Here is an 11,690-nt window from a genome sequence, read left to right as displayed (position 1 = left end):
ATGGGCGGGAAGACGTGCCGTCGCTTCATGAAATCGCGCCTGCGTCGAGCGTAGCGCACAGCGATCCGTCGTTAAAAGGCAACGTTGTATCCGCCCGGGCATCGTAAAAAAGCCGGAACGAATCCGGCTTCACGTGCGCATCCAGGTCCTGAAACGTGTCCTGAACGAGTTGGCGGCGATCTGCTGCCGATGCATGCCGAGCAGCGCTTCCTGCAGGTCCGGCGCGAGCAGGATATGGCGTTTGCGGGGATCCGGCGCCGCGCGCCGCCCGGCCGCGCCGACGCTGACCGCCACCGCCCCGTCGCGCACGCTGAACCGCAGCACCAGCGGCGGCGCCAGGCGCAACAGGCGGCGCCACAGACGCGGCCGCGCCAGGCTGAACACGGCTTCCCGGCGGCGCTCCCAGCCGAACTTGCGCACCAGGCAGTAGCCGTTCAGGGTCAGCTCCACCGTCGCCAGCGCCAGTGCATACGGCCGGTGGAAGTGCTCGGCGGGGACGGCCTGGCGGGGCTGGCCGCGCGCCGCCGCGAACACGAACGGCGGGCACGCCGCACACAGCGCCTCGGGACGGCGCCGGCGCGCCAGCTCGTCGAGGGCCCGGTTGCCGGCGCGGTGCGCCGCCTCCAGCAGCGCGCACAGCCCCTCGGCGCGGCATCCGGCGCCGGGCTTATCCATGATCGTCCAGCCACATCGGCTTGCGGTCGAAGCCGACGTGATACACGGCGTATTGCAGGACGATCTGGTGCTCGCCGATGTTGTACAGCCCAAAACTCTTTTCGATGTTCAGCAAATAGCCGCGCGGCGTCCCGGCGAGGCATTTATTCACCGTGTCCATCGATTCCTGGACCTCCGCCTCGGTTCTCATGTTCTGCGGATTGTCGTTGCCGACCACGATGCGTTTGATGAAACGCATATTCGATATCTGGAACTGGTTGGCTGCCATCGTCACTCTCCCTCGTTATCGTCGGCCGGGGCCGGGTCGGGCGCGGGGTCGGGCGCCGGGGGCGGTGCCTCGACCCGCGCGTCGCGCGCGGCCGGGGTGGACACGGCGACCGGCCCCTGCGTCACGACGACGTCGTTCAGCAGGCGCGCGAGCCCCTCGGATTTGTCGACGGCCACGAGCTTGAGCTTGATGTGCGCGGCGTTGCCCTGCTTGGCCGCGAGGCCGCCGGTGGACGGGTTGATCATCAGGCCCGCCTTCTGTTCCGCCGGCGCCGCCCGGCCGAGCTGGCCGATGATCCCCTCGTGCACGTTGGCGCGGTCCTGGTGTTCGAGCGGCCCCAGTTCGACGTCGAGGTCGATCTCGGCCTCGCCGATCACGAGCGAGCCGTGCGGCACGAGCGACAGCACCGGCACGCGGTACAGCTGGCTGGCCTCGGCCGGTGCCGTGCTGTGGATAGCCGGCAGTTCGACGTCGATCGTCGTCGGCCGGTGGGCATCGTCGAAAAAGGTGGCGATGTTCGCCAGCTGCGCCTTTTCCACCATGTGCTGCGCGTTCATGATCGAGCCAGCGACGGCCCTTACCATGTCTTCCAGACTCGTCAGGATTGCCATTGTGTTCCCCGGTGATTGGTTGGTTTGTGGATCAGGCGGCGGACTGCGCGATCAGCGCGTCGAGGGCGCGGTCGGCCAGTACGCCGGCGGCCGCGCCGGCGGACTGGAACAGCAGGGCCGCGTCGCCGGAGGCCTTGCGCATGCCGGTGTCGAGCTCGCGCAGGAAGCCCGCCATCACGAACGAGACGTCGTTCTGGTTCTGCGCCTGGCGCAGGTCGCCGATGCAGGCTTCGGTGCGCGTCACGGTCTCGTCCGCCAGCGTCTTCCATTGCCCGTACCACTGGCTCATGGTGTCGAAGTGCACGTCGAGCAGGCCCTGGGCGGCGCGCGCCGGCGACGCCGCGCCGAGCATGCCCAGCTGCGCCTGCAGCAGCGCGAGGCAGGTGGCGCCGTGCAGGTCGCCGAGGTCCTTGCCCAGTTCCAGCGTGGACTTCACGAATTGCGCGCACTGCGCCTGGGCCGCCGGCCAGTCGGCGCCGGCCTGTTGCAGGGCGGGCAGCGAGGCCCGCATGAATTTCAGCCATTGCGAGAGGGGATGGGATGTCATGTCAGCTCCTTGGGTGAGGTCAGGGATGGGCGGCGCGCGGCTCGCCCAGGCGGTCGATCATGGCCATGACGGCACGCATCTGCGGCGCATCGTGGGTGAAGAAGGTGTTGCGGTCGGAATAGCCCCAGAAGTCCCAGCAGCCGCGCGGATTCGGCGGCATGTCGGCGGCACGCACTTGCGGGTACAGCACGATGAGGCCGTTGGTGTCGGCGAATTCGTTGTAGCCGGTCCAGTCGTAGAACAGGTCGCCGATCTTCGAGCGGCCCTGCTGGCAGCCGTGGAAGGCGACGTGCACGGCGCAGCGGTTCTGTTCGCAGGACGCGGGAATGTAGACCCAGCCGCTGGCGTCCATGCTCGTGCGCGTGCCCTGCAGGAATTCGCGCTGGCCGAAACGCACCATGCGGCCGTGCAGCGTGCCCGTGGCGGGCGCCGCGGTCAGCCCCGGATAGATGTGGCGCAGCAGGACGTGCGACTGGTAGAAGCCGCAGTTGTTGATGTACGGCGGTTCCTCCGCGCTGCACGGCAGGTCGTCCGGATTGGCGGTGACGATCGAGTGGCCGGCGTCCGGGTTGCGGTCGTACCGGACCTGGGCCGGCGGGACGTCCGCCGCGCGGTAGAACGCGGCCGTCTCGTCCACGACCCGGGTCTTGACGGTCTTGTCGTTGGCGCCGCTGAAAATATAGATGCGCTGGCGTTTCAGGCCGGCCACCGGATCGATCCTGCCCTCGGCGGCAAATTGCTGCGCCAGGCGGAACGCCTCCTTGCCGCTCGCCGTCACCGCGCTCGATACCGGGGCCATGCAGAACGACAGGGCGTTCTTCTGGAAATCCGTCGAGCCCGTGCTGCCGGCGCAGTAGAACGGTCCGGCCGCGATGATGCCGGCGCCGATGATCCGGCTCGAATACGCGGTCGCGATCTGGGCGGCCATGAAGCCGCCCGACGAGATGCCGGACACCGACGTGCGCGACAGGTCGGCGTCCAGCCCCGGCAGGTGTTCGGCGGCAAGGGCGGAATGGGCGGCGCCGGACAGGCAGGCGCACAGGGACAACACGAATCGTAATCGTTTCATGGGATATCTCCGGATTGAAGGAAAAAAGCGCCGCGCCGCGGCGCGGAGGACGGTCAGGGATCGATGATCAGCAGGTCGCCGAACGAGTAGCCGCGCACCCGCTCGGTGTTCAGCGGCAGCTTCAGGCCGAGGTCGGATTCGGCCTTGCGGCGCAGGCGCCTGACCATGGTGTCGATGCGGTTCTGGTCGTAGCTGAGGTAGTCTTCGCCGAACGCCTGCACGATCTGCTTGCGCGAGATGGCTTCGCCCGTCTCGACCATGGCGAACATCTTGATGAAGTTGAATTCGAGGCTGGTCAGCGCCATCTCGGCGCCGTTCGGCGCTTCCAGGCGGCGGTAGCGCATGCTGAGGTGCCAGCCGGGATTGAGCTGCCGGGCCAGGCTCAGGATGTATTCGAGCAACTGCTCCGGCTGTCCGTCCGCGTCGAGCCGCAAGCCCTGCGCGTCCGGATTGAAAATGGTGATGCCCTTGGCATCCGCGCCGTCCCCGTCCGGCGCCGGCGGCGCGGGCGGGCGGCGCGGCAGGCCGGATTTCAAATGGCGGCAGCAAGAAACGACGTCTTTTACTTCAATGACCTGATATCCGGCGCTTTGAAACAGCGATGCCAGATCATGCGTGGCATGCCCGAGTAAAAGTAGATTCATGATGTTCGTCTCTATTCGATTAACTGACGAACAAATGGTAGGTCGGTGAATACCTAAAATTCTGACAATATCTGGCAAACAAATCGGATTCAAAACGGAATGCATGGCGGCGTTGTTTATATGTCCGATTCATCGCGTCGCTTGAATCGGCGGGCGATAAAGATTTCCGATTCCATTTAATCGTCCAGTTATTTTTTTTCAAAGTTTGATGCAGATCAATAGGCAAAACCACGAGACTACCGGGCGCGGTTCTGCAAATGATTAATCGTGCTTTGAAATTAATTGAATGACCTTTGCTTAATATCAAAGGTCGTGACGATCTGCACGTTTAATCCATGCAAGACGGTTTTCAATAAAAAGGCCCGCACAATAGCGGGCCTTTTTTCGGCGATGCGATTTCAAAGGATGGCGCGCGCCGGAATGATTTCGCCCGAATAAGCCGCCGATGATTCATCCATTGAATGCAACGCCGGTCGATTCATTGGAACAGACTTTTTCCCGGTAGCGCGGACACGCCGCCCGGAGCGGATTGAATTGCCGGTAACGGGACGCCGGCATCGGCTTTCAATCCCGGGAAGGACCATATTGGCGACGCGCCGGGCGCGCGCGCTGGCCGATTCTGGCGGACGTGGGCGCCATGGTCAGCTTGCGTCAGCGTCGGCGGCGCCGGCGGCCTCACGATAATGCTGGGTCCCGGCGCGCGGTGCGCCGGGCACTTCCCACGGAGGAAGGACATGAAGCATGTACTCTGCATACTGGCCTGCGCGCTGGCGATCGACGGTGCGCGGGCCGCGGACGGGAGCGCCGATGCCGCCTGCACGGCGCGCGCCGGCGTGCAGGCGCCGATCGCCGCCGCCATCGCCACGCTCGACAACGCCAAGGTGACGCTGCCGTCGCCGAGCCTGGCCAGCGGCACCGTGACGTACCTGGGCATCACGCCCAATTTCGCCGAACAGCTGGACAAGGTGTGCGTGCTCGGTTACTTCGAGCTGCGGCGCGGCCGCGAGGCGTGGACGGTGCCGCTCGTCGTCGAGAACGTCGACGTCGTCAAGGATAGCGATCCGCACGACGAGACCCGCACCCGGTCGAGCACCCGCGTGTACTTTCGTGTCCCGGGCATCGACGAGTTCGGAGGCGGGCAGGGCCGGCGGCCGTTCTGGAAGTTCTGGGAGCGGGAAGCATCGCTGCACCTGAAGATCGCGGCCTTCGCGTACGCCGACGGCGCGCGCGGACACGCCTATTTCGGCCGCGACCTGCCCGTCACGGTATCGAACAAGGGCGCCAGCATCGTCGCGGCCCTGTTGTTCGCGGCGTTCTTCTACCTGGTGGCGGGCGCCGCCATCGCGCCGGCCGCGCGCATGCCCGGCGCGGCGCGGCGGCGCTGGTGGGGCACCTGGCGCCGGCTGCTGCCGTGGAATATCACGGGCGCCAACGGCCAGGCCAGCCTGTCGCAGCTGCAGATGCTGGTGTTCACGCTGATCGTCGCCACGCTGCTGTTCTACCAGTGGCTCCGCACCGGCCTGCTGCAGGACCTGTCGACCGATCTGCTGTACCTGATCGGCATTTCGACGGCCGGCACGGCCGCCAGCCAGGCCGCGACGGCGATCCGCAAGAACCTGGAACCGGCGATCTACCAGTACGTGCAGCAGCTCGGCTGGTTCACCGCGCCCATCGCCGAGCCGCAGGGCAAGGGCCGGCCGAGCGGTCTCCTGCTGACCAACCGGCGCTTCGACATCTACAAGTTCCAGATGCTGGTGTTCACCTGCGTGATCGCGGCCTATGTGATCGCGAGCGGCGCGGACGAGCTCGGCAACATCCAGATCTCGGCGACGCTGCTGACGCTGATGGGCATGAGCCAGGGGGCCTATGTCGGCGGGCGCGCGGCGGCCGATCTGCTCACGCCCCTGCAGGACCAGTTGCGCGGCATGCAGACCCTGCAGCAGCGCTACGGCGCCGCGACCGATGCGCGTGTGGGCGAGGAGTTGCGCCGCCAGTTCCGGCTCGCGGCAACCGAGGCCGGCGCGATGTTCGAGACCATGTTCGGCCGCGTGCTGCAGCCCTGGATGCTCGACATGCCGGCCGATGCCGCCACCGCGCGGGCCGACGGCGTCGACGCGGCGGCGGGTCCGCCGGCCATCGGCGCCGGTTAAGGCAGATACTGGTTGCCGGTGCGCGCGGCCGCTTCGTACACGTGCGGGAGCACGAAGCGCCTGGCGCGCATCCTCGAGCCGCTCATGGTGACGGTGAACTGCTGCGGCGTCGTCACCGGCAGCGTGGCGGCGGGGCGCCGTCCCAGCGCGATCCGCAGCGCGAGCCTGCCCGCGACTTCCCCCTGCTCGTAGGGCGACGTGCCGATCGCGAGCATCCCGCCGTCTTCCGTGAAGAAGCCGTTGAACGAGATCACCGGCACCTTCGAATGGGCCTCCGTCCAGGCCACCACCTCGCGCGCGGGGACCAGGCCGGCGTCGGTGCCGGAGCGGCGCAGGCGCCGGTAGCCGCTCACCAGCAGCACGTCGTGGGAGGCGGCAAGCGCCAGCACGCCCGCCTGCCACGCGGGCCAGGTGTCGACCTGCAGCACGGTGCCGAGCTGCAGCGGCTTCCAGTCGTAGCGCCGCACCTGCCGGGCGTCGCCGTCGACGGATTCGGACTGGTCGCCGATGTAGGCGACGCGCAGCGCCCGGCCGGGCGGCGCGAGGCCGGCGGCGCTGCCCAGCGCCTCGCGCATGGCGTCGAGGGGGATGCGTTCGAGGATGCCGGTGACGTTGGCCGCGCGCGCGTAGCCATAGTCGGCGGCCGCGCGGTTCACGCCCGCGAACACGACCGCGACGTGCGGGTCGCCCACGAGAAAACGCGCCGCATACTGCTGGGCGTCGTCGTCGACCGCGATGACGACGTCGGGACGCATGGAGGCGATGACGTTGCGCGCGGCGATGCCGGCACTGGCCTTGAAGCCGGCCGACGGGTGGCGCTTGGTGTCCATGTAGTACCAGCGCACCCGGTAGAGGTAGGTCTTGTCGAGGACCCGGTTCAGGCCCACGTTGACGTCCCGGACCCAGGCGTAGTCCGGATCGTAGCTGTGCAGCACGAGGATGCTGGGCTTGCTGACGTTGTACCAGCCGAACAGCAGCAGCGCGCCGCCCATGAACAGGGCCAGCATGATTTTCTCGAGTGTGCGTGTCATCGTATCCCCAGCATGTCCCAGTACGGAAAGCTCGCGTAGACGGCCAGCAGCCTGGCCAGGTTCAGCAGCGCGTTGAGCCACAGGAAGCGCCTCTCGTCGTAGGGCGCCGCGCCGCCGCTCAGCTGTTGCATCTGCAGGTAGTAGCTGCACTGGTAGGGCAGCCACCACACTTCCGAAAACACGAGGATGATGAAGCCGACCAGCCATTCGTTGACGCCGTTCACCTGGGCCAGCGGCATCAGGATCGTGGCCAGGATCACGCTCGTCGCGTTGCTCGGCGCCGCCAGCCGGATCAGGTTGACGAGCGCATAGAGCAGCAGCACGAACAGGGCGAAATGGTCGCGCATGCTGGTGCCGAGCGCGGACAGGTGGGTGCCCAGCGCGTGGTCCAGGCCCAGGCGGTTGAACGCGGCGACGATGCCGGTGATGCCGCTCAGGTACAGCAGGAAGGTCCAGTCGACCTTTTCTTTCAGTTCCTTCTTGTCGAGCGTGCCCCACAACAACAGGCCGAACAGCATCGCGAAGCCCAGCCAGGGGGCTTGCACCTTGTGCAGCGAGCTGGTGACGATGCCCGTCACCATGAAGCCGATCCCGGCCAGCGCCGCCCATTCGCGGCCGGACAGCTCGCCCAGCAGGGCGCACTGCTGGTCGATCCGGGCCCGGGGCAGGTGCGGACGTTCGGCGTTGCGGCAGCCGAACCACGCGGCGCAGGCGTGTGCCGCGAGCAGGACGGCGGCGGTGACGAGGGCCGCCTGCAGCCACGCCGCGCCCTGGAAATGGTCCTGGCCCTGGGGCGACAGCAGCCCGAACACGGCGAAGTTGACCGATTTGCTGGTGATGAAGATGGCCGAGAACAGCGTGCCGCCGCTGAAGCAGCTCAGCGCCAGCCGGGTCGCGGCCCGGCCTTGGCGGGCCAGGTGCAGGTTGTCGACCATGTCGGCGTAGAACGGCGCCAGCAGCGCGATGCGGCCGTTGGCGGTGGGGATCAGCGGCGTCAGCAGCAGGCCCGTCGCGAACAGCCCCACGTTGTGCCAGCGCTGGCGGTTGGGCAGGCGGCGCAACAGCAGCAGCATGACGCGGTAGCCGAGGCCGGAACTGACGACGACGGTGCCCAGCGCCAGCGTGCTGAGCGCCATCAGGAAGCCGTCCGAGGCGAAGCCGGACAGGACGACGGGCACCGGCACGAGGCCGGTCAGCAGCGTCGCCAGCAGGGCGAACAGGGCGGGGATGTAGTCGTCGACGAGGTTGCAGATCCACATGGCGATCGTCGCCGCGAAGATGGCGAGGAAGATCACGCCGCCGTGGTCGATGCCGTGCCCGCCGCCGCAGGCCAGCGTCAGCAGCGCCGCCGCGCTGACGAGGAGCCAGCCGGGCGCGGCGTGGCGGCGGTAGCCCGTGCGCGGCGCGGGCGCCGGCGGCGCCGGGCGCGCCAGCGTTTCGCCGGCCAGGTTGCTCGTCAGCGAGAACAGCAGATCGGTCTGCAGCATCGGATTGGCGTCGAGCAGGGCCCGCACGGCGGCGCGCGGCAGGCACAGCACGGTGGCGTCCTCGACGGCGACGGCGCCGGTCAGGTAGGCATGCGCATCCGACGCCGCCTCCTCGCCGAAACGCCCCGCCCGGACGGCGCGGCGGACGCCCTGCGGCGACACGAGCGTGACGGCGCCTTCGACGAGCAGGTAGACGCAGTCGGCGCCCGCACCGGCGGCATAGATCGCGGTGCCGGCACCGAACTGCAGGCGGCCCGCCTGCGCCACCAGGCGCGCCAGGCTGGGCCGGCTGGCGCGTCCGATCACGGGGTCGGCCTGCAGGCGGGCGGCCGCGCTGGCGAGGGTATCCATCATTGCGCCTCCTGCGCGGGGTCCGGGCGCGGGCCGTCGGGCTCATCGGGCTCGCCGGGTTCGATGGGTTCGGCGCGCGGATCGGCGTCGGCCGCGGCCAGCGCGAGCGGCACCTGGCGGAACCACTTGAGCACGACCAGCAAGCCCGAATACACCGACACCACGAGGCCCATCGCCGCCTTGAGCTTGTCCAGCAGCTCGCGCGACAACAGCGGCTTGTCGCGCTCGATGAAGCGGCGCGTGCCCTCGGCGGGCGGATAGGCGCTGGCCGACAGGATCAGCGCCTCGTCCAGGTGCATCTTGAGGCGCGCCGCCAGCGCGGGGCCGTACAGGCTGTCGAGCACCTTGACGATGGCCCCGGCGTCGACCCCGCGGTTGGCGACCAGGGACAGCTTGACGCCGACCGTCTTGATCGCGTGCGGCGGCACCGGCGGCGCCGCGCTGTACATGAGGGCGCCGATCTCCGCCTCGGCCGCCCACTCGTGGCGCAGCGCGAACGACGACGCGAACGGCACGTCGAGCAGGCGGTAGCCGTGCTGCCGGACGAGGTAGTCGACGACGTCGGACGGCGCGAACGACGTGACCACGATGGCGTCGGGCAGGCGGTCGCCGCGCTGCGTGAGCAGGTCCTCGGTCGGGATGTTCGACTCCACGTAGTCGATGCCGTCGCGCAGGCCGGCGAAGGCGAGGATCTGGCGCGCGACGAGGCGCGTGCCGCCCTTGCGGCTGTTGAGGTTGACGCGATGCCCGCGCAGGCCGGCGATGTCGACGATGCCGGGACGGACCAGGAAGTGGAGCAGTTCCGACGTCACGGTCGCCACCTGCACCACGTTCGCGCTCGGCAGGTCGAGGCCGCCCTGGACGAAGGCGAGATCCAGCTTGCCGGCCGCGACGAGCGCCAGCGCTTCCTGCGAGCCGTCGGTGGGCCGCAGCGTGAGGGCGACGCCGTTGGCGGCCGCGGCCTCCTGCAGGGCCTTGGCGAAGAAGTGGCGGTTGCTGGTGATGTCGGTGCCGGAGATCGTCAGCGCGTAGCGGTGCGGGATCAGTTCGACCACCGACCATGCCGCGACGCCGGCCAGTACGAGCAGCAGGGTGGCGACGAGCAGGCGGGCGCTGCGGCCGTGCTGCTGCCAGCGGCGCATGAGCAGCGCCGGAATGGGAGGATTGGGCATGTCGTGGTCCTGGTCGGAAAACGGTCAGCAAACGGCGACGAGGCCGAGGCGTTCGACGATGGCCTGGCCGGCGGCGCTGCGCGCGAAGCGCACGAACGCACTGCGCGCGCCGCCGGGCTCGCCGTGCAGCAGCAGGTGAAAGCTGTGCGTATGGGGATAGCGGGCCGACAGCACGGTGGCGCGCGCCGGATGCACGCCGTCGACCGCGAGCACGGCGACCGCGCCCGCGGCGGCCCCGGCGCCGGCACGGGCATGGCCGTCGACGCAGGCGATGCCGGCCGGATCGCCCGCCACCGCCGCGACCAGGGCGGCGGCGTCGGCGCACTCGCGGGCATCGACGGCGAATTCGGCGCCGTCCAGCACCAGCCGTTCCGCCGACTGGCGCGCCGTGGCGCCGCGCGGGAGCGCGTACACGGCCACCGGCCGGTCCGGACCGCCGAGCACGCGCCAGTTCGCGACCTCGCCCGTGCACACGGCACGCACCTGGGCGCGCGTCAGGCCGCGCACCGGCAGGGCGGGGTGCGCGACGATGCCGATGTCGTCGCGGGCGATCAGGTAGTTGTGGGCGCCGGCGTCGTCCTCGCCATCCGACAGCGCGCGCGTCATGGCCGCGAGGTCGATCGCGCCGCGGCTGGCCGCGATGTAGGCCGGCAGCGAGCCGCCGCGCTCGACGAGGATGGCGGGCGCGCCCGGCTCGCGCACGAAGGCCTGGGCCAGCGCCCGCGTCAGCGGCAGCATCGCGGCGGCCGCCCCGATCAGCAGCGATTCGCGCGCGGCCCCGTCGTCCGCGCCGCCGCGCGTGCAGGCGCCGGTTGCCAGCGCGCCGGCGGCGCCGGCCAGCGCGATGCAGGCGTGCCGCCTACGCATGATGCGCATCCGCGGCGGCGGCGTAGGCGATGAACCGGTGCGCCGCCAGCGCCGGCGCGCCAAGCGTCACGAGCATCATCGGCGCGTGCAGGGGATAGGCCAGCGGCGCCAGGTCGGCCGCGATGCCGTCGACGCGCACGGCCTTCACGCGGCGCGTGGGGAGCGTCATTTGCGGCAGGTAGGTGACGGCGAATGGACGCGCCGCCATGCGGGCCAGCCGGTCGTTCGTGCCGAGCACCCGCGCCAGCGGCGTGAATGTGTCGTCGTCGCCGAGCAGCCGCCTGCGCCAGCTGCTCGATACGCCGCCCGTGGGCGGCCCCACCAGCACCTCGATGGGGGCGTCCTGGCCGCCGAGGGCGCGCCAGTTGGCGACGCGGCCGGTGAAGATGTTGCGCAGCTGGAGCAGGGTGAGCGTCGCGAGCGGATTGGCGGCGTGCACCAGCGCCAGGATGGCGTCCTGCGTGACGACCGTCGTGTGGAACGCGACGCCGCGCGCGGTGGCGGCGGCGGCCAGGTCGTCGGGGACGGTGCCGCTGGCCATGGCGATGTCGGTGGTGCCGTCGAGCAGCGCCTTGTAGCCGCGCGCCGTGCCGCAGCCGTCGTCGATGACGACGCGGACGGCGTGCGTCTCCATATAGGCTTCGGCGACGCGCTGCATCCGCGGCAGCAGCGTCGTCGAGCCGGTCAATTGCAGTGCGCGCGCACCGTCGGCGGGCGCGCGCAGCGGGAAGCGTTGGGCGTTCATGGCGGCCTCATTCCATTGCTGACCGATCAATGGTAGGGTGCCGCCGCCGTCGCCTCCTGATGGTATCTGACGC

General features: G+C 69.4%; 12 protein-coding genes. 1 reads left to right on the top strand and 11 read right to left on the bottom strand.

Annotated elements, in window-relative coordinates:
• Positions 1-129 precede the first annotated feature (129 nt).
• Genes ASC93_RS10680 through ASC93_RS10655 form a run of 6 tightly spaced genes read right to left on the bottom strand, consistent with a single transcriptional unit; the run spans position 130 to position 3,706 of the window.
• Positions 130-675: a hypothetical protein gene (locus ASC93_RS10680; RefSeq protein WP_056440987.1), complete on the bottom strand. Its 546-nt coding sequence runs from the start codon at positions 673-675 to the stop codon at positions 130-132.
• A complete protein-coding gene (locus tag ASC93_RS10675) occupies positions 668-943 on the bottom strand; it encodes a hypothetical protein (protein ID WP_056440983.1) in 276 nt (91 codons plus the stop codon). The genes ASC93_RS10680 and ASC93_RS10675 overlap by 8 nt, the downstream gene beginning before the upstream one ends.
• Positions 944-945: 2 nt before the next feature.
• Complete coding sequence (locus tag ASC93_RS10670; RefSeq protein WP_082547928.1) at positions 946-1,554, bottom strand: DUF2589 domain-containing protein; 609 nt, start codon at positions 1,552-1,554, stop codon at positions 946-948.
• A gap of 31 nt (positions 1,555-1,585) precedes the next feature.
• Positions 1,586-2,101, bottom strand: coding sequence for a hypothetical protein (locus ASC93_RS10665; protein WP_056440980.1), 516 nt, complete (start codon positions 2,099-2,101; stop codon positions 1,586-1,588).
• Between the two features lie 19 nt (positions 2,102-2,120).
• Entirely contained in the window at positions 2,121-3,170 is a 1,050-nt protein-coding gene (locus ASC93_RS10660) for a poly(3-hydroxybutyrate) depolymerase (RefSeq protein ID WP_082547927.1), read from the bottom strand.
• Between the two features lie 53 nt (positions 3,171-3,223).
• Positions 3,224-3,706, bottom strand: a complete 483-nt coding sequence (locus ASC93_RS10655) for a winged helix-turn-helix domain-containing protein (RefSeq protein ID WP_056440977.1) — start codon at positions 3,704-3,706, stop codon at positions 3,224-3,226.
• Positions 3,707-4,548: 842 nt separating this feature from the next.
• Between ASC93_RS10655 and ASC93_RS10650 the strand changes: the two genes are divergently transcribed.
• Positions 4,549-5,964 carry a hypothetical protein gene (locus tag ASC93_RS10650; protein WP_056440972.1) on the top strand — a complete coding sequence of 472 codons (1,416 nt, stop codon included), beginning with the start codon at positions 4,549-4,551 and terminating at the stop codon, positions 5,962-5,964.
• On the opposite strand, the gene ASC93_RS10645 is transcribed toward ASC93_RS10650, so the two are convergent.
• The 5 genes from ASC93_RS10645 to ASC93_RS10625 are packed head-to-tail and all read right to left on the bottom strand — an operon-like array spanning position 5,961 to position 11,617.
• Positions 5,961-6,995 (bottom strand): ABC transporter substrate-binding protein, encoded by a 1,035-nt coding sequence (locus ASC93_RS10645; RefSeq protein ID WP_157201846.1) that lies wholly within the window; start codon positions 6,993-6,995, stop codon positions 5,961-5,963. The genes ASC93_RS10650 and ASC93_RS10645 overlap by 4 nt on opposite strands.
• The gene (locus ASC93_RS10640; protein ID WP_056440966.1) at positions 6,992-8,836 is read right to left on the bottom strand and encodes an SLC13 family permease; all 1,845 of its coding nucleotides are present in this window, start codon (positions 8,834-8,836) and stop codon (positions 6,992-6,994) included. Before ASC93_RS10640 ends, ASC93_RS10645 begins: the two co-directional genes overlap by 4 nt.
• A complete protein-coding gene (locus tag ASC93_RS10635) occupies positions 8,833-10,005 on the bottom strand; it encodes a TAXI family TRAP transporter solute-binding subunit (protein WP_056440963.1) in 1,173 nt (390 codons plus the stop codon). The genes ASC93_RS10640 and ASC93_RS10635 overlap by 4 nt, the downstream gene beginning before the upstream one ends.
• Positions 10,006-10,029: 24 nt before the next feature.
• The gene (locus tag ASC93_RS10630) at positions 10,030-10,872 is read right to left on the bottom strand and encodes a substrate-binding domain-containing protein (RefSeq protein WP_162251842.1); all 843 of its coding nucleotides are present in this window, start codon (positions 10,870-10,872) and stop codon (positions 10,030-10,032) included.
• Positions 10,865-11,617 (bottom strand): substrate-binding domain-containing protein, encoded by a 753-nt coding sequence (locus tag ASC93_RS10625; RefSeq protein ID WP_056440957.1) that lies wholly within the window; start codon positions 11,615-11,617, stop codon positions 10,865-10,867. Before ASC93_RS10625 ends, ASC93_RS10630 begins: the two co-directional genes overlap by 8 nt.
• Positions 11,618-11,690: the final 73 nt, after the last annotated feature.

The organism is Massilia sp. Root335 (assembly GCF_001425685.1).
Lineage (GTDB): Bacteria > Pseudomonadota > Gammaproteobacteria > Burkholderiales > Burkholderiaceae_D > Telluria > Telluria luteola.
This window is presented reverse-complemented; position numbering and strand designations above follow the sequence as displayed.